The organism is Streptomyces sp. NPDC093111 (assembly GCF_040683955.1).
Taxonomy (GTDB): domain Bacteria; phylum Actinomycetota; class Actinomycetes; order Streptomycetales; family Streptomycetaceae; genus Streptomyces.
In genome coordinates, this window is sequence record NZ_JBFBNW010000029.1 from 78,808 (window position 1) to 96,787 (window position 17,980).

General features: G+C 73.7%; 13 protein-coding genes. 6 read left to right on the forward strand and 7 right to left on the reverse strand.

Annotated features, from left to right (window positions below; translation table 11 throughout):
• Window positions 1–15: 15 nt before the first annotated feature.
• Together helR and AB0Q96_RS35600 are read right to left on the reverse strand one after the other, a co-directional pair.
• Window positions 16–2,184, reverse strand: coding sequence for an RNA polymerase recycling motor ATPase HelR (gene helR / locus AB0Q96_RS35595; RefSeq protein ID WP_365332861.1), 2,169 nt, complete (start codon window positions 2,182–2,184; stop codon window positions 16–18).
• A 152-nt stretch (window positions 2,185–2,336) separates the two neighbouring features.
• Entirely contained in the window at window positions 2,337–3,401 is a 1,065-nt protein-coding gene (locus AB0Q96_RS35600) for an enoyl-CoA hydratase/isomerase family protein (RefSeq protein WP_365332863.1), read from the reverse strand.
• A 210-nt stretch (window positions 3,402–3,611) separates the two neighbouring features.
• On the opposite strand from AB0Q96_RS35600, the gene AB0Q96_RS35605 reads away from it, so the two are divergent.
• Both AB0Q96_RS35605 and AB0Q96_RS35610 read left to right on the forward strand, forming a co-directional pair.
• Window positions 3,612–6,383, forward strand: coding sequence for a SpoIIE family protein phosphatase (locus tag AB0Q96_RS35605; protein ID WP_365332866.1), 2,772 nt, complete (start codon window positions 3,612–3,614; stop codon window positions 6,381–6,383).
• A gap of 43 nt (window positions 6,384–6,426) precedes the next feature.
• Entirely contained in the window at window positions 6,427–6,837 is a 411-nt protein-coding gene (locus AB0Q96_RS35610) for a VOC family protein (protein WP_365332868.1), read from the forward strand.
• Window positions 6,838–6,853: 16 nt separating this feature from the next.
• Here AB0Q96_RS35610 and AB0Q96_RS35615 read toward each other — a convergent pair whose 3' ends face one another.
• A complete protein-coding gene (locus tag AB0Q96_RS35615; RefSeq protein WP_365332870.1) occupies window positions 6,854–9,163 on the reverse strand; it encodes a glycosyl hydrolase family 18 protein in 2,310 nt (769 codons plus the stop codon).
• Window positions 9,164–9,479: 316 nt separating this feature from the next.
• Window positions 9,480–10,652: an erythromycin esterase family protein gene (locus AB0Q96_RS35620; RefSeq protein WP_365332872.1), complete on the reverse strand. Its 1,173-nt coding sequence runs from the start codon at window positions 10,650–10,652 to the stop codon at window positions 9,480–9,482.
• A gap of 101 nt (window positions 10,653–10,753) precedes the next feature.
• Here AB0Q96_RS35620 and AB0Q96_RS35625 point away from each other — a divergent pair, with 101 nt between their 5' ends.
• Both AB0Q96_RS35625 and AB0Q96_RS35630 read left to right on the forward strand, forming a co-directional pair.
• Window positions 10,754–11,458 carry a TioE family transcriptional regulator gene (locus tag AB0Q96_RS35625; RefSeq protein ID WP_365332874.1) on the forward strand — a complete coding sequence of 235 codons (705 nt, stop codon included), beginning with the start codon at window positions 10,754–10,756 and terminating at the stop codon, window positions 11,456–11,458.
• 49 nt (window positions 11,459–11,507) lie between these two features.
• A complete protein-coding gene (locus AB0Q96_RS35630) occupies window positions 11,508–12,092 on the forward strand; it encodes a TetR family transcriptional regulator (protein WP_365332876.1) in 585 nt (194 codons plus the stop codon).
• A gap of 34 nt (window positions 12,093–12,126) precedes the next feature.
• Here the strand turns inward: AB0Q96_RS35630 and AB0Q96_RS35635 are convergent, their stop codons facing one another.
• A complete protein-coding gene (locus AB0Q96_RS35635) occupies window positions 12,127–13,404 on the reverse strand; it encodes a phosphoribosyltransferase family protein (protein WP_365332894.1) in 1,278 nt (425 codons plus the stop codon).
• Between the two features lie 210 nt (window positions 13,405–13,614).
• Here AB0Q96_RS35635 and AB0Q96_RS35640 point away from each other — a divergent pair, with 210 nt between their 5' ends.
• Window positions 13,615–14,934, forward strand: a complete 1,320-nt coding sequence (locus AB0Q96_RS35640; protein WP_365332878.1) for a serine hydrolase domain-containing protein — start codon at window positions 13,615–13,617, stop codon at window positions 14,932–14,934.
• Between the two features lie 11 nt (window positions 14,935–14,945).
• Here AB0Q96_RS35640 and AB0Q96_RS35645 read toward each other — a convergent pair whose 3' ends face one another.
• Window positions 14,946–15,566: a hypothetical protein gene (locus tag AB0Q96_RS35645; RefSeq protein ID WP_365332880.1), complete on the reverse strand. Its 621-nt coding sequence runs from the start codon at window positions 15,564–15,566 to the stop codon at window positions 14,946–14,948.
• Between the two features lie 154 nt (window positions 15,567–15,720).
• Between AB0Q96_RS35645 and AB0Q96_RS35650 the strand changes: the two genes are divergently transcribed.
• Window positions 15,721–16,368, forward strand: coding sequence for an NAD(P)-binding domain-containing protein (locus AB0Q96_RS35650; RefSeq protein ID WP_365332882.1), 648 nt, complete (start codon window positions 15,721–15,723; stop codon window positions 16,366–16,368).
• A 10-nt stretch (window positions 16,369–16,378) separates the two neighbouring features.
• On the opposite strand, the gene AB0Q96_RS35655 is transcribed toward AB0Q96_RS35650, so the two are convergent.
• Window positions 16,379–17,794 carry an aspartate ammonia-lyase gene (locus AB0Q96_RS35655; protein WP_365332884.1) on the reverse strand — a complete coding sequence of 472 codons (1,416 nt, stop codon included), beginning with the start codon at window positions 17,792–17,794 and terminating at the stop codon, window positions 16,379–16,381.
• Window positions 17,795–17,980: the final 186 nt, after the last annotated feature.

The following is a 17,980-nucleotide window of genomic DNA, read 5'->3' on the forward strand; positions in this document are numbered from 1 at the left end:
CGCCGCCCGTACGGGTCAGCCGGTCAGGACGACCAGCTGCCGGGTGGCCCTGGTCATCGCCACGTAGCGGTCGACCGCGCCCGCCACGCCCTCGCCGAACGCGTCCGGGTCGACGAGGACGACCAGGTCGAACTCGAGCCCCTTCGCCAGCGTCGGGGTGAGCGAGCGGACGCGGGGCGTCTCCTCGAAGGCGGGGTCGCCGATGACGCAGGCGATGCCGTCGGCGTGGGCGGCGAGCCAGGCGTCGAGGATCGCGTCGCGTTCCGCGACGGAGCCGTGGACGACGGGGACGCCACTGGCGCGCACGGAGGTCGGCACGTTCGCGTCGGGCAGCGCGGCCCGGATCACCGGCTCGGCCTCCGTCATGACCTCTTCCGGCGTCCGGTAGTTGATGCTCAGGGAGGCCATGGTGATCCGGTCGAGGCCGATCCGCTCCAGGCGCTCCTGCCAGCTCTCGGTGAAGCCGTGCCGCGCCTGGGCACGGTCGCCGACCAGCGTGAAGCTGCCGGAGGGGCAGCGGAGCAGCAGCATCTGCCATTCGGCGTCGGTCAGTTCCTGGGCCTCGTCGACCACGATGTGCGCGAACGGTCCGGCCAGCCGGTCCGCCTCGGCGCCGAGCAGGGCGCTCTCGTCGATCAGGCTATCCCGCAGGTCCCGCCCGTTCAGCATGGTCACCGCGCCCTCGCCGTCGTCGTCGGCGGCGAGGATGTTGTCGATGACCCCGGCCATGCGCTCGCGTTCGGCGGCCACGGCGGCATCGTGCCGGCGCTTGCGCAGCGACGCCTTCGGGTCGCCGAGCCGCTGCCGGGCCGCGTCCAGGAACGGCAGGTCGGAGACGGTCCAGGCCTGGGCGTCGGCGCGGCGCAGGGTGCGGACCTCGTCCGGGGTGAGCCAGGGCGCGCACAGGCGCAGGTAGGCGGGGACCGACCACAGGTCCCCGACGACGTCGGCGGCCTCCAGCATGGGCCAGGACCGGTCGAGGGTGCCGACGAGCTCCTGGTCGGCGCGGAGCGCCTTGCGGAACAGTTCCTCGGGGACGTCCTCGTCCAGCTTGTCCAGGAGCAGGGCGACGAGCTCGTCCCAGATCAGCTCGCGCGCCTCGTTGTGCGGGGTGCCCCGCCCGGCGGCCTCGAACGCCTCGGCCCAGTCACCGGCGCCGAGCCAGAGATCGGACCAGTCGGTCGAGACCCGCAGGCCCTCGGTGGGCGGCTCCTCGTAGAAGCGGACGGCCTTCTCGATCGCCTTGACGAGCTCCGCGGACTCCTTGAGGCGGGCGACCTCGGGGTCGGTCTCGGGCGGCGCGGTGGCCCCCTCGGCGACCAGGTCGCGCAGGGTGCAGGTGCGGACGCCCTCCTCGCCGAGGCTGGGCAGGACGTCGGAGACGTAGGCGAGGTAGGGCTGGTGCGGGCCGACGAAGAGGACGCCGCCCTTGCGGTGGCCCAGGCGGGGGTCGGAGTGGAGGAGGTAGGCGGACCGGTGCAGGGCGACGACGGTCTTGCCGGTGCCGGGGCCGCCGTCGACGACGAGGGCGCCGCGGGAACCGGCGCGGATGATGGCGTCCTGGTCGGCCTGGAGGGTGCCGAGTACGTCGCGCATGCGGGCCGAGCGGTTGCCGCCGAGACTGGCGATGAACGCGGACTGGTCGTCGAGGGCGGCGTGTCCCTCGAAGCCCTCGGGCGTGAACACCTCGTCCCAGTAGTCGCCGATCCGGCCGCCGGTCCAGCGGTACCTGCGACGGCTGGCCAGGCCCATCGGGCGGGCGTGGGTGGCGGCGAAGAAGGGCTCGGCGGCGGGCGAGCGCCAGTCGATGAGGAGCCGACGGCCCTCGGCGTCCGTGAGGCCGAGCCGTCCCACGTACACGGGTTCGGCGTCGTCGGCGGGGACGATCCGGCCGAGGCACAGGTCGAGGCCGAAGCGGCGCAGGGCGCGCAGCCGGGCGGTCAGCCGGTGGATCTCGTTGTCCCGGTCCATCGCCTCCCGGCCGAGACCGCCGGGTGCCCTGCGGAGCTCGTCGAGGCTGTCGGACAGTTCGGCGATCGATTCCTCAAGGCTTCGCGCGACGGCGGCGAAGTGCCGCTCGTCGGCGGCGATCAGCTCCGGGTCAGCCTTGGCCGAGAGGTTCTCGGGCAGGGCGAACGCGCTGCTGTTCCGGGGGTGGTCATGGACGGACGACGACGCTTGCACTGAGTGGATCTCCCATTTCCGCAGGTCCTGGCCTCGATGGGCGATTCTGCGGTACGCGGGGGGCCTTGCCGCAAGACCCCCTGTGCGCTATAAGTTGAGAGTGGCAAGGAGAGTGTTGATCTCCTTGCCTTTCCTTTTTTCCCTCGTCAGCGTCAGCCGGTCGTCAGGTCCAGCTCCCCGGCCGCGCGCGGGGCGAACCAGCGGGCGGTGTCCTGCTCCGTGACCTCGGCGAGGGTGGCCGGGGTCCAGCGCGGGTCGCGGTCCTTGTCGACGACCTGGGCGCGGATGCCCTCCACCAGGTCGGGCGAGGCGAGCGCCGCGCAGGAGAGGCGGTACTCCATGGTCAGGGCGGCCTCCAGGTCGTCCAGCCGGCGGGCGCGGCGGACCGCCTCCAGGGCGGCCTTGAGGGCCGTGGGCGAGCGGCCGAGCAGCACGGAGGCCGTTTCCTTGGCCTCGGGCACTCCGGAGTCGGAGAGGCGCTCCACGATGCCCTCGACGGTGTCGGCGGCGTAGCAGGCGTCGATCCAGGGGCGCCGGGCGGCGAGCTCGCCGGGCGGTACGGGGCGGGCGAAGCGGGCGACGGCCTCGGCGGCGGGGAGCCGGGTGAGCGCGTCGGCGAGCTCCGGGAGGTCGGCGGCGGGGACGAAGTGGTCGGCGAGGCCGGTCAGGATCGCGTCGGCGGCGCCCGCGGGTGTGCCGGTGAGGGCGAGGTGGGTGCCGAGTTCGCCGGGTGCGCGGCCGAGGAGGTGGGTGCCGCCGACGTCGGGGACGAAGCCGATGCCGGTCTCGGGCATGGCGACCCTGGAGCGTTCGGTGACGATCCGGACCGATCCGTGGGCGGAGACGCCGACGCCGCCGCCCATCACGATGCCGTCCATGAAGGCCACGTACGGCTTGGGGTAGCGGGCGATCCGGGCGTTGAGCCGGTACTCGTCGCGCCAGAAGGCGGGCGTGGCGGTGCAGCCGGCGCGGGCGTCGTCGTGGATGGCCCGGATGTCCCCGCCGGCGCACAGTCCGCGCTCCCCCGCGCCCCGGATGACGACGGTCTCGACGGCGGGGTCGTGCTCCCAGGCGGTCAGGGCCTCGTCGAGGGCGCGGACCATGGCGTGGGTGAGGGCGTTGATCGCGCGGGGCCGGTTGAGGGTGAGGAAGCCTGCGCGGCCCTCGGTGTGCACGAGCACGTCCGGCTCACGGGGGTCGGCGGTGCCGTGGGACATGGTGTCGCTGCTTCCTGCCGGTGACGGGCGGTGGGCGATCGGCCCCGCCGGGTGGCCGGTACGCCGCCGGGCGAAACGATCTTCCACCCACCGTAACGGCCCGCCCGGCCCGCGCACAGGGCCTCTCGGCCTCTCCCGTTTCCCCTGCCGGTCACCGTGGGGGCAGCATGGAAGGAGGCGCCCCATGGAAAGGGCGGGAAGGAGCGCACCGTGACGCGAGGCGCTGACCGGTCCGCCGGCGGCCCCAAGGAGCGGCCCACGGGGCTGCGGAGCGTAGCCGGACAGGTCTTCGCCCTGCAGGCGCTCATCGCGCTGCTGATCATCGCGGCGGCCGCGCTGGCGCTCGTCCTGCAGGGCCGGTACGACAGCGAGCGCGAGGCCCGCAACCGCTCGCTGGCCGTCGCCGAGGCGTTCGCGCAAGCGCCGGGGCTCGCCGAGGCACTCCACTCCCCCGATCCCACGGCGGTGCTGCAGCCCCGCGCGGAGGCGGCCCGGCGCGGCTCCGGCGTCGACTTCGTCGCGGTGCTGGCCCCGGACGGGGCCCGGTACACCGACTCCGATCCCAGCCTCATCGGGCAGCAGGCGCAGGGGGACATCTCGCGGGCCCGGGGCGGGGAGTCGTTCACGGAGGTCTTCCACGGGGCACCGCACGACGCGGTGCGGGCGGTGGTGCCGGTGCGCGCCGCCGACGGGACCGTGGTCGGCATGGTGACCAGCGGCGTCGAGGTGGAGACGGTCGGGAACGCCGTACAGGGCAGGCTGCCGGTGCTGCTGGGCGCCGCGGCGGGCGGTCTGGCGATCGCGGTGGGCGGCGCCGGTCTGGTGAGCGCCCGGCTGCGGCGCCAGACGCACGGTCTCGGCCCGGCCGAGATGACCCGGCTCAAGGAGCACCACGAGGCGGTGCTGCACTCGGTGAAGGAGGGTGTGGTGATCGTCGGGGCGGACGGGCGGCTGCTGCTCGCCAACGACGAGGCCCGGCGGCTCCTCAAGCTGCCCGAGGACGCGGAGCGGCGCCCGGTCACGGAGCTCGGTCTCGAAGCCCGTACGGCGGCGCTGCTGCTGTCGGGGGAGGCGGTGACGGACGAGGTGCACCCGGCCGGCGACCGGCTGCTCGCGGTGAACATCCGCCCGACCGGGTACGGCGCGGCCGACGGCGGCTGCGTCATGACGATGCGCGACACGACCGAGCTGGCCGCGCTGACCGGCCGGGCCGAGGTCGCGCGGGGCCGGCTGCGGCTGCTGTACGAGGCGGGCACGCGGATCGGCACGACGCTGGACGTGGTGCGGACGGCGGAGGAGCTGTCGGAGGTGGCGGTGCCGCGGTTCGCCGACTACGTGACGGTGGAGCTGCTGGACCCGGTGGTGCGGGGCGAGGAGCCCTCGGGGGCGTTCACCGAGATGCGGCGGACCGCGCTCGCCGGGATCCGCGCCGAGTCGCCGCTCCAGCCGGTGGGCGACCTGATCCGCTTCGTGGTGCCGAGCACGCCGATGGCGTCCGCCCTGGACGAGGGGCGTGCGGTGCTCCAGGCGGACCTGGCGGCGGCGCAGGGCTGGCGGGAGCAGGACCCGGAGGGTGCGGCGCAGGCGCTGGCGTACGGGCTGCACTCGCTGCTCACCGTGCCGCTGCTGGCGCGCGGGGTGGTGCTGGGGATGGCGAACTTCTGGCGTGCCACGGACACCCCGGAGCCCTTCGGCGAGGAGGACCTGTCGTTCGCGGAGGAGCTGGCGGCGCGGGCGGCGCTCGCGATCGACAACGCGCGCCGGTTCACGCGGGAGCACACGATGGCGGTGGCGCTCCAGCGGAGCCTGCTGCCGCGGGTGCTGCCCGATCAGAGCGCGGTGACGGTCGCCCACCGCTATCTGCCGGCGACCGCCGGGGTGGGCGGCGACTGGTTCGACGTGATCCCGCTGCCGGGGGCGCGGGTGGCGCTGGTGGTGGGGGACGTGGTGGGGCACGGGGTGCACGCGGCGGCGACGATGGGGCGGCTGCGGACGGCGGTGGCCAACTTCTCGACGCTCGACCTGCCGCCGGAGGAGCTGCTGGGGCATCTGGACGAGCTGATCGACCGGCTCGGGGAGGAGAACGAGTCGGGGCCGGAGGACGGCCGGGAGCCGGACGGGGAGGGCACGGCGGAGGGCAGCACGGGCGCCACCTGTCTGTACGTGATCTACGACCCGACCACCGGTGCCTGCACGATGTCCAGCGCCGGGCATCCGGGGCCCGCGCTGGTCCGGCCGGACGGCAGTGTGGAGTTCCCCGCGCTGCCGGCCGGGCTGCCGCTGGGTCTGGGGCTCGGCGAGCGTCCGTTCGAGTCGGCGCGGCTGCGGCTCGAACCGGGCAGCAAGCTGGTGATGTTCACGGACGGGCTCCTGGAGGACCGCGCGCGGGACTTCGACACCGGTCTCACGCTGCTGCGGAAGACGCTGTCGCGGCCGGACCGCTCGCCGGAGCAGACCTGCGCGGACGTGCTCGCGGCGATGCTGTTCCCGGTGCCGACGGACGACATCGCGCTGCTCGTGGCGAGCGCGCGGCGGATCCCGGCGGACCGGATCGCCGAGTGGGAGGTGTCGGGCGATCCGTCGGCGGTGGCCCCGGTCCGCAACCAGGCGGCGGCGCGGCTCGCCGCGTGGGGGCTGGAGGAGGTCGGGTTCACGGCGGAGCTGGTCCTCAGCGAGCTGATCACCAACGCGATCCGGTACGGCAAGCCGCCGGTCCGGGTGCGGCTGGTGTACGACCGGGCGCTGATCTGCGAGGTGTCCGACGGGAGCAGCACCTCGCCGCACCTGCGGCACGCGACGGACACGGACGAGGGCGGCCGGGGCCTGTTCCTGGTGGCCCAGTTCGCGCAGCGGTGGGGCACCCGTTACGCGCGCCGGGGCAAGACCATCTGGGCCGAGCTGCCGATCGCCCCGGACCAGCCCGGCAGCGAGGTCGTGGCCCCGCTGTTCGATCCGGACGCCCTGGAGGACCTGGCCTGGTGAGGGCGGGGTACGGTCGGCCCGACCCCGCCCTCTGGAGGAACGCGTGACCGGCCCCTTCGCCACCGGAACCCTGCACCACGTCGAGCTCTGGGTGCCCGACATCGGCCGTGCCGCCGCCTCGTTCGGACCGTTGCTCGGTGCCCTCGGCTACGTGCCGTTCCAGAGCTGGGAGGGGGGCCGCAGCTGGCGGCTGGGTCCCACGTACCTCGTCGTGGAGCAGTCGCCGGCGCTCAGCGCGGACGCGCACGACCGGCTGCGGCCGGGGCTGAACCATCTGGCGTTCCATGTGGCGACGCGGGCGGAGTTCGACCGGCTCGTCGAGGAGGCGGTCCGGGGCGGCTGGCGGCTGCTGTTCCCCGACCGGCATCCGCATGCCGGCGGGGAACAGACCTGTGCGGCCTATCTGGAGGACGCGGACGGGTTCGAGGTGGAGCTCGTCGTCACGGAGCCCTGACCCGCCGCCCGCCGGGTCAGCCGAGTCCGGTGCGCAGGGCGGTCATCAGGGTGCCGTCGGGGGTGTCGCCCGACATCTCCCAGATGAAGACCCCGAGCAGGCCCTTGGATTTCAGGTAGGCCGTCTTGCGTCCGATGGACCAGGCGTCGTCGAAGCTCCACCACTGGCCGCCGGGGCCGGTGTAGCCGTAGGTGGCGCCGGACTGTTCGTCGTGTCGGACGGTGAGTCCGGGGACCGAGGCGAGCAGGTTGGCGTAGCCGCGTACGCCGGCCTCCTCGGCGAACTGTCCGGGGGCGGCCCCGGTCGCGCTCTGCCATTCGCCGGCGGCGCCGCCTTCGGTGACGCCCTGCCAGCCGCGGCCGTAGAAGGGGATCCCGATGGTGAGCTTGCGGGGGTTGAACCCGGCGGCGAGGTAGGGCTTGATCGCCTCGTCGACGCTGAAGTGGAAGCCGTAGGGGTCCTGGGCGTCGGTGTACAGGTTGGCCTGGTGTCCGGTGCGGTTCGGCTCCCAGGAGTTGTCGCTGCCGGCGCCGTGGAAGTCGTAGCCCTGGACCATGGCGTAGTCGAGGTCGGTGGCGGCCGTGGTGAGGTCCCAGCCCTGCCCGATCTTGACCGGGTCGGCGGGGGTGAAGGCGGTCAGCAGGCGGTGTTCTCCGCCGAGTTCGTCGAGCTGCTTGCGGAACTCGGCGACGAGGGCGGCGTTGTTCGCCTTGTCCTGCGGCCCGTAGTGGTTGCCGGGGTGCCCGTCGGGCGAGCCGGGCCATTCCCAGTCGAGGTCGATGCCGTCGAAGACGCCCGCGGCCACGCCTTCGCCGCCCGCGCCGTTGTAGAGGGGCAGATTGCCCTTGATCCACACGTCGAGGCAGGAGCGGACGAACTTCTGCCGGGACGCCTCGGTGGCGGCGACGTCGGAGAAGTACTTGGAGTAGGTCCAGCCGCCGAGGGAGACGACCACCTTCAGCTTCGGGTACTTGGCCTTGAGCTTCTTCAGCTGGTTGAAGTTGCCGCGCAGCTTGCCCCAGCCGTCGTCGGCGACCCCGTCGACGGACTGGGCGGCGCTGAAGGGACGGGCGTAGTCGGCGTCGGCGTCGCCCGCGCCGGTGCCCTGGTCGGGGTCCTGGGGGTTGGAGCCGACGCCCTTGGTGACTCCGGCGAGGCAGGTGAGGTTGACGGGGTCGATGTTCTCGAAGGAGTAGTTGATGACGTCGAGGGAGGCGGCGGCGCCGGAGGTGTCGAGGTTCTTCACGAAGTACTGGCGCCCGTAGATGCCCCACTGGGCGAAGTAGCCGACCTTGAGGTGGCGGCCCTGGGCGAGGTCTGCGGTGGTGACGGTGAGGGCGTTCGACGGCGGGGAGGCGTTGTCGGCGGCGTCGCGGGCGCGGACGGTGAAGGTGTACGGGTTGGCCGGGCCGAGGCCGCTGACGGTGGCCGTGGTGGCGGTGCCCGGGACCGTGCGGACCAGGGTGCCGCCGCGGTAGACGTCGTAGCCGACCACGCCCTTGTCGTCGGTGGACGCGTTCCAGGCGAGGCTCACGCCGGTGGCGGTGGTGGCGGTGGAGCGCAGCGCGCCGGGGGCGGTGGGCGGGTTGGGGTCGCTCGCCGGGTCGACGGTGGTGACGGTGAGGGGCGGGCTCTCGGGTCCGGTGTTGCCGCGGGTGTCCTTGGCGCGGACGGTGAAGGTGTACGCGGTGGCCGGGGTGAGGCCGGTGACGGTGGCGGAGGTGGAGGTCGCGGTGGCGACGACGGCGCCCTGGGAGAGGACCTCGTAGCCGGTGACGGTGTGGTCGCCGGGTGCGGCGGCCGACCAGTCGAGGCTCACGGTCCGTACGGTGACGGCGGTGGCGTGCGGGGGGCCGGGCGCGGTGGGCGGCACGTCGGGGCTGCCGTCGCACTTGCCGCCGTTGACGGTGCAGCCGGTGGGTGCGGTCTGCGGGCCGGTGGCGACGAACCAGTAGCTGTACGGCTCGGTGGAGCCGCCGGCCGCGACGGTGCCGTTGTAGTGGGCGTTGCGGACGGTGACGTGGCGGCCGGTGACGGTGGCCTCGCCGTTGTAGTGGGAACTGACGGCGACGCCCGCGGGCAGGTCGAACTCCAGGGTCCAGCCGTTCACGGGGGTGGTGGTGCCGTTGCGGATGACGAGGATGCCCCGCCACCAGCTGCCGTTGTTCTCCGAGGTGAAGCCGGCGGTGAGGGCGCCGGCGGCGTGCGCGGGGGCGGCGGCCGGGCCGGCGAGGGCGGCGATCGGGAGGAGGAGCGCGGCGAGCAGGACCAGGAGTCCTCTGCCGTGGTGCGGCCGTCTGCGGCGGCTTCTCCGGTCTGTTTCCATCGGGTCTCCCTGGACGCGTGTGAGGGGAACGGGAGCGCGTCGCGGGACCGTGTGGGGCGGCTCGGGTGCGGACTTGCGGTTGTGGGACCGCCGAACGGGAGCCAACGGCACCGTAGTTGGTACGGACCATCGCGTCAACGCGGTGCGGGACGCTTGACGTCGCCCAGTGGTCTACTCCACCGTGGAGGCGGGTCGGGGACAGTGCCGGTGTGGGCCGGCCCCGCCCCCGGCTCGGTACCGCCGTTCCACGCGGGACCGTGTCCGCACGGCCCGGCCGCCCCTGTCGCGGGGGCGGCCGGTTGCCGGACGACGCCCGTCAGATCTCCGCGGGCGCGGCGACGGCGCCGGCGTCCGGGATGTGCAGGACCGCGTCGAAGCCGTCGAGGGTCGCCCGGTCGAGCGGAAAGTAGCCCTTGGCGGGCTCGGCCCCGGTCCGCTCACGCCCGCCGCCCACCTCCGCGGCGCGGACGACCGACCCCCAGGCGCCGACGCGCTCCTGAAGGAAGCCCTCGTAGGTGTCCGGCTCGGGGTCCGGGAGCCCGAGGGCCCCGCTGCGGCCCACGCTCCCGGCGACGCACACGTACCGGTCCCCCAGGAGCGCCGCGACGATCCCGCCCGCGCAGGTCCAGGTGGCGTCGAGCTCCCCCGCGCTCCAGGCGCTCGGGGTGCGCCGCAGGTGCAGGTTGTGGGCGAAGACGAGCGTCGGGCCCCTGAGTTCCTCGGCGTCCCGGATCGCGAGGAGGTTCTCGGCCATCAGCGCGTCCCGGGTGGCGAGCAGGCGGGTGACGCGCGCGCCGCGGTCGCCGGGCTCGGCGCACTGCCGGTGGTAGCGCAGCAGCCCGATCGCGGCGGTGAGGTGCGTCCTGGCGCGCCGCCAGTCGGCGAGCGAGGTGGCCGCGATCAGTTCGGGCGCGCGCGAGTGGAGCGTGACGACCAGGTCGTCGGCGAGCGCCCGCGCCTTCTCGGCTCCGGGGGTCGCGCCGGGCGACCGGGTGGCGTCCAGGACGGCCTCCTGGCGGCTCCAGCGCTCGTCCTCGCCGAGCAGCCCGGCGAGGGTCCCGCCGAGGCCGGGCGTGAGGCCCAGGTGGTCGAGGACGTGCTCCAGGTACGTCCGGGGGCTGGGGGCGCTGTAGTTCTCGGTCGGGATGTCGAACCCGTGGAAGGCCAGCCGCTCGGCCGCCGGTCGCCCCGCGTTGTGTTCCCGCATCCAGGCGACGAGCTCGCGGTGGGACGCCAGGTCCCCGAAGCCGTGCGAGAAGCCCTCGGCCATTACGGAGTCGAGGCTGCCCGGTCCGCCCTGGACGTAGGCGTCGACACGGAGGGCGGCGACGCGGTCGGTCTCCAGGGCGACGGAGCGGAAGCCGCGGTCGACGAGCCGGGCGAGGAGGGCGTTGCGGACCCGGCCGAAGGCGGGTTCCTGGTGGGTCGGTTCACCGAACGCCAGCAGGGTGCAGGAAGGGGTGACGAGGTCAACGATGTCGTGGCTCATGAACCTCCACCGTATCCTTGAAAGCCCGGTGGAGACTTTCCGAGACCGACCCCCAGTACCACCCCGCGAACATGCCGTGAAGTCTCAAACCGAGGAGCATCGTGCGACCCACCGACCTGGCCCGCCGGCACGGCCTCTCGACCCAGGCGGTCCGCAACTACGAGGCCGACGGATGCCTCCCGCCCGCCGCGCGCACGCCCAGCGGCTACCGGGTCTACACCGAGGCGCACGCGGCGGCGCTGGACGCCTATCTCGCCCTGGTCCGGGCGTACGGGCACGCCACCGGCGGCCGGATCATGCGCGCGCTGCACGGGGGCGCGCTGGACGCCGCCCTGACCGCCGTCGACCGGGGCCACGCCCAGTCGCTCCGTGACCGGGAGACCCTCGACGCGGTGCGCGGCGCGGTGGAACACCTCCTGGAGCACCCGCCCGAGCGCCCCGGGGCCGCCGCCGGAGCCCGTACCGTCGGCGAGCTCGCGCACCGGCTCCGGATCACCCGGGCGACCCTGCGCAACTGGGAGGCGGCCGGCATCCTCACCCCCGCGCGGGACCCCGCCACCGGCCATCGCGCGTACGGGCCGCAGGACGTCCGGGACGCCGAGCTGGCGCACCTCCTGCGGCGCGGCGGCTATCCGCTGGACGGGATCGCGGAGGTGGTCCGGCAGATCCGCGCGGCGGGCGGTACCGAGGCGCTCGCCGCCACCCTGGCGGGCTGGGAGGAACGGCTCACGGCGCGGCGGCTCGCCATGCTGGACGCGGCCGGGCGCCTCGGCCGTTACCTGGAACTCCTTCCACTCCAGGCGTAGTACTGTCCCTGGAGTACAGGCAATGGTCGGACGGACAGGAGTGACGCCCGTGGCCCGCAGCAACCCCGAGCGCCGGGCGGCGCTCGTCGACGCCGCCATCGAGGTGCTCGCCCGGGAGGGGGCCAGGGGCCTCACCTTCCGCGCGGTGGACACCGAGGCGGCCGTGCCCCCCGGCACCGCGTCCAACTACTTCGCCAACCGCGACGACCTGCTCACCCAGGCCGGCGCGCGGGTCTACGAGCGGCTCCAGCCGGACGAGGCGACCATCGAGCGGCAGCGGACGGCGAGCCCCGACCTCGCCACGTACACCGTGCTCATGAAGGAGCTCGTCGGCCGGGTCAGCGGCTTCCGCACCGGCTATCTCGCCCTCCTGGAGCTGCGCCTGGAGGCGACCCGGCGCCCGGAGCTGCGCCAGGTGCTCACCGAGCGGGTCCGCGCCGACGTCGAGGCCAACGTGGCGTACCACACGGCCTCGGGGCTGCCCGGCGACGGCACCGCCGTCAAGCTGCTGATACTGGCCTTCAACTGGCTGATCGTCGAACAGCTCACGCTCCCCGACGTCTTCTCGGAGGAGGAGCGCGAGGCCCTGATCGCGGCGGCCGTGGACCGCATCGTCAGCGGCTCGGGCGGCTGATCCGCGCGGGCCGGGGCGCGCGCCCCGCCCGGGCTCACAGCCGTTCCGCGAACCAGGCCGCCGCCAGTTCGCCCACCCGCTCCAACGCCCCGGGCTCCTCGAAGAGATGCCCGGCGCCGGGCACGGTGACGAGCCGGTGCTCGCAGCGCAGGCGCCGCGCGGCCCGCTCGTTGAGGTCGAGGACCAGGGGGTCCGCGCCGCCGACGATCAGCAGCGTGGGTGCCGTCACCTCGGGCAGCCGCTCGTCCGCGAGGTCGGGGCGGCCGCCCCGGGAGACGACCGCCGCGACGCCGCTGTCCGGCTCGGAGGCGGCCCACAGGGCGGCCGCGGCGCCCGTACTGGCCCCGAAGTACCCGGTGCTCAGGGCACCGGCGCCGAACCGGCCGGTCAGCCAGTGACTCGCCTGGCGCAGCCGGTGGGCGAGCAGCGGCGTGTCGAAGACCTTGGCGCGGTCGGCCGCCTCGGTCTCGGTGAGCAGGTCGAACAGGAGCGTGCCGAGGCCCGCCCGGCCGAGGGTGTCGGCGACGGCCAGGTTGCGCGGGCTGTGCCGGCTGCTGCCGCTGCCGTGCGCGAACAGCACGATCCCGGTGGCCCGTTCGGGCAGGGCGAGCCGCCCGCCGACCAGGGTGCCGCCGAGCGGGATCCGCACCTCGACCGTCTCGGCGCGCCCGCCGCGCCGCTCCCGGCGGGTCAGCAGGCAGTCGACGACCTCCTCGTCCGTGGTCTGCGCGAAGTCGTCGTAGAACTGCCCGATCGCGTAGAACTGCTCGGGCTCGCGCACGCTGTACGTCTCGTCCGCCGCGCCCGCGACCCGCGCGGCCCAGTCGTGTGGGGCCACCGGCACGGCGAGCACGATCCGGACGGCGCCCCGGGCCCGTACCACCCGGCAGGCGGCGAGCGCGGTGGCGCCGGTGGCGAGGCCGTCGTCCACGACGACGGCGGTGCGGCCCCTCGGGTCGGCGGAGCCGCGGGCCGCACCGTAGCGCCTGGCGCGTTCCTCCAGGACGGCCCGTTCGCGGGTCTCGACCTCGGCGAGCGAGGCGGCGGAGACACCGGTGTCGGAGAGGACCCGGTCGTTGAGGACGCGGACGCCGTCCTCGCCGATCGCGCCCATGGCGAGCTCCGGCTGGTAGGGCACGCCGAGTTTCCGTACGAGGCAGATGTCGAGGGGCGCGTCGAGCGCGTCGGCGACCTGGGCGGCGACGGGCACTCCCCCGCGGGGCAGCCCGAGGACGACCAGGTCCTGCCCCTTGAGGCCGGTGAGCCGGGCGGCGAGCTGCCTGCCGGCGTCGGTGCGGTCGGTGAAGTACATGTCCTGCCCGCCTTCCTGGCCCGCGTCGCCGCGGAGGAACAGCCTGGTCAGAGCCCCACCCATACACCCAGGCTAGCCCTTTCGGCGTCATGCGTTCCGATGATCGTGATCGTCCCGGGGGCGGACGCGGCCCCGGCGGCGGGCGGCGAGGATGGACGGTCCGCGCCCGGATCCCGGGTGCGGACCGAACGACGGAGGGGACTTCTTTCCATGCGTTTACGCGTGACGCACCCGGCACGGACGACGGCCGTGGCCGCGACCGCCCTGCTGACCCTGTCCCTGGGGGTGCTCCCCGCCCAGGCGGCCGACACCACCGGAACCGCGCGGGCCACGGCGACGGCCCGCCACACGCCCGCCCTGGACCGCGCGGCACTGCGCGCGTCGCTCGACGCCTTCCGCGACGCCGGGATGTACGGGGCGTTCACCTCGGTCCGTGACGGCGCGGAGCGGTGGCGGGGCGCCACGGGCGTCGCCGACACGGCCACCGGGCGCCCGATGGCCCCGGGCTTCGAGCACCGGATCGGCAGCATCAGCAAGAGCTTCACGTCCGTGGCGGTCCTCCAGCAGGTGGAGCGCGGCCGGATCGACCTGGACGCCCCCGTCGGCCGCTACCTCCCCGGTCTCGTCACCGGCGAGCGCGGCGCGAAGGTCACCGTGCGGATGCTGCTCAACCACACGAGCGGCATCGCCGACTACGTCCTGCCGGCCTTCCCCGGCATCCTGGAGGACCCGGGCGCCACGCTCGACCGCAACCGGCTGCGCCACATCGAGCCCGAGGAGCTGGCCCGGCTCGGTCTCGCCGCCCCGCCGGTGCAGGAGCGCGGCAGGTTCAGCTACTCCAACACCAACTACATCCTGGCCGGACTGATCCTGGAGAAGGCCACCGGGCAGGACGCCGAGGCGTACATCACCCGCCACGTGATCCGCCCGGCCGGCCTGCGCCACACCTACTACCCCTCCTCGCCGTCCCTCAAGGGCCCGCACGCGGGGATGTACGAGTCGTTCTTCGGCATGATCGACCCGCCGCGCGACTACAGCACGTACGACATGTCGTGGGCGAGCACGGCCGGCGCGATGGTGTCGACCACCGACGACCTCAACACCTTCTACCGCAAGCTCCTCGGCGGCAAGCTGCTCGGTCCGGCGGCGCTGCGGGAGATGAAGACGACGGTCCCGGGGTACGACACGGCACCGGGCGAGGAGGCCCTGATGCGCTACGGCCTCGGGATCTACACGCTCAAGATGCCGAGCGGCAACTGGTACTGGGGCCACGACGGCGCGGTGTTCGGCGCGGGCACCTGGTCGCTCGCCACCGAGGACGGCCGCCGCCAGGTCTCGCTCGCGTACAACCTGATGAAGTACCAGCGCTTCGACGAGCAGGGGCAGCAGCTGCCGGACCCGATCACCCCGGCGATGGCCGCCTACGTGGACGGCGCGCTGAGCGGCGCCCCGGCCCCGAAGGGGCTGCGGAGCGCCGCCCCGACGGCCGGGCAGCTGCCGCCGCTGGTGGACCGGTTCCCGCTGCGCTGACCGCCGGGTGACTAACGGCCCGCCCGGGCCGCGCGGCGGATCGTGGCGTCCACCAGGGCGAGCACGTCCGCCGCGGTACGGCCCGGGGCACGGTTCCAGGGGCCGATGAGCTCGGTCCAGCCGCGCGAGCGGAGCTCTTCGAGCATCCACGCCCCCGCCTCGTTCATGGTGGGGGCGCTGCCGTGGCCGAGCCGGTGGGCGGCGAGCATGGCGCCGCAGACACACCGCGCGCCACGGACGTCACGGAGCTTGTACGGGGTGTTCTGCCAGCCCCATGTGGTCAGGACGCGCCGGGCGTGGGCGAGATGGACCGAGGGCCGTACGTCGGGGCTGCCGATCCGACGCCAGACGTGCAGCCGGTCGGGGAGCATCGCGCCGAGCCGGCCCGGGAGCGCCCGTTCGGCGGGCGCGGCGGGCGGCAGCGCGTCGAGGGCGTCGGCGACGAGCCGGTCCACCGGGACGGACAACAGCCGCCGCCAGTCGCCGGCCTCCTCCCGTACCGGCGGGGTCTCGGGCCAGCGCGCCACGATCTCCCGCCAGGCGGCGGTGTCGAGCAGGGCGGCGGCCTCACGATCGAGGACGTCGAGGTCATCGAGAACATCAACAACACGGCCAGAACTGTCGACCTGCACAGCTCACCTCCACACACATTTATACCGACACTCACATAAATGTCGGCTTTGTGCATTCCTTCCTTGAATCCGCGCGGAGAAGATCTCCACACGACCCCCACAAGGGCATACGGTCGTGCACGAGTTCCCCGACAGCACGAAGGAGCACAAGCGCATGAAGATCGCCGTACTCGGCACCGGTGAGGTGGGCCGTCGGCTCGCGAGCAAGCTGGTCGCGCTCGGTCACCAGGTGACGCTCGGCTCCCGGTCCGCCGATCACGAGGGGGCGACGGCCTGGGCGGCGGAACACGACGCGGCGCACGGCACGTTCGCCGCGGCGGCGGGCGGCGCCGAGCTGGTCGTGAACGCGACCGGGGGCATGGTGGCGATGGCCGCCCTGGAGGCGGCGGGCGCGGAGAACCTGGCGGGCAAGGTCCTCGTCGACGTGTCGAACCCGCTGGACTTCTCGGAGGGCTTCCCGCCGAAGGTGGCCACCCCGGACGGTGCCAGCCTGGCCGAGCAGATCCAGCGCGCCTTCCCCGACGCGCGGGTGGTGAAGACCCTCAACACGATGACGAACACGGTGATGGTGGACCCGGCCCGGGTCCCCGGCGACCACGTCGTGTTCGTGTGCGGCGACGACCCGGCCGCCAAGGAGGCGGTCACCGACCTCCTGAGGTCCTTCGGCTGGCCGGACGCCCGGATCGTCGACCTCGGCGACCTGTCGGGCGCCCGGGGCACCGAACTGCTGCTGCCGCTGTGGCTGCGCCTGATGGGCACGCTGGGCACGGCGGACTTCAACTTCGGGATCCTGAAGGCCTGACGGCCCCGGATCAGGGCTTCAGCACGCCGCCGGTCGTCCCGGTCAGGTGCTCGGTGGTGAGGAGCTCGGCGAGCCGCTCGGGCGGGAGCAGCCCCTTCTCCAGGGTGAGCTCCGCGACCGAGCGGCCGGTGGCCAGCGCCTCCTGGGCGATCGCGGTGGCGGCGGTGTAGCCCAGGTGCGGGTTGAGGGCGGTCGCGAGCCCGATGGAGTTCTCGACACCGGCCCGCAGGGTCTCGACGTTGGCGGTGATGCCGGTGACACACCGCTCGGCGAGGGTCAGGCAGGCCGCCCGCAGCGAGGTCATGCTCTTGGACAGCGCGTGGAAGATGACCGGCTCGAAGGCGTTGAGCTGGAGCTGACCGCCCTCCGCCGCCATCGTGATGGTCATGTCGTTGCCGATCACCTCGAAGGCGACCTGGTTGACGACCTCGGGGATGACCGGGTTGACCTTGCCCGGCATGATGCTGGAACCGGCCTGCACGGCCGGCAGGTTGATCTCGCCGAACCCGGCGCGCGGCCCGGAGGACAGCAGCCGCAGGTCGTTGCAGGTCTTGGAGAGCTTCACCGCGATCCGCTTGAGCACCCCGGAGAGCTGCACGAACGCGCCGCAGTCCTGGGTGGCCTCGACCAGGTTGGCCGAGGTCACCAGGGGCAGCCCGGTCAGTTCGGCGAGGTGCCGCCGGGCGGTCTCCGCGTAGCCGGGAGCGGCGTTGAGGCCGGTGCCGATGGCGGTGGCGCCGAGGTTGATCTCGTGGATGAGCTCGATCGCCTCGGCCAGCCGCCCCCGGTCCTCCTCCAGCATCACGGCGTACGTGGAGAACTCCTGGCCCAGCGTCATGGGCACCGCGTCCTGGAGCTGGGTGCGCCCCATCTTGACCACGGAACCGAACTCGACGGCCTTCTCGGCGAAGGCGTCCTGGAGCACGGCCATGGCGACCAGCAGCTCACGGGCGGCACCGATGGCGGCGATGCGGATGGCCGTCGGATAGACGTCGTTGGTGGACTGCCCGAGGTTGACGTCCTCGTTGGGGTGCACGAACCCGTAGGCCCCCTTGGGGTGCCCGAGCAGCTCCAGAGCACGGTTGGCGACAACCTCGTTGGCGTTCATGTTGGTCGAGGTGCCGGCCCCGCCCTGGACGACGTCCACGACGAACTCCTCGTGCAGCGCGCCGCCCCGGATCTCACGGCAGGCGGCGACGATGGCGCCGGCCTTCTGAGCCGGGAGCAGCCCGAGCTCCTCGTTGGCGAGGGCGGCGGCCTCCTTGACGGCGGCGAGCGCGTCGATGAGCTGGGGGTAGACGGAGATCGGCACGCCGGTGATGGCGAAGTTCTCCCGGGCGCGCAGGGTGTGCACCCCCCAGTACGCGTCGGCGGGAACATCCCGGTCACCGAGCAGATCATGCTCACGACGAACGGACGACGGCACGGGATTCACGATGACGGAACCTTCTACGTTGAGGCGGAAGCAGGACGACGTGGCACCCGGCGACGGTGGGGAGGGGGCCGGTGCCGGAGCGGGGGTAGGGGGTGTCCGGACGTGGCGGCGCCCGTAACGAGCGAAGCGAAGTGAAGGTCGCAGTCCGGACACCCCCTACCCCCGCGGAGGCACCGG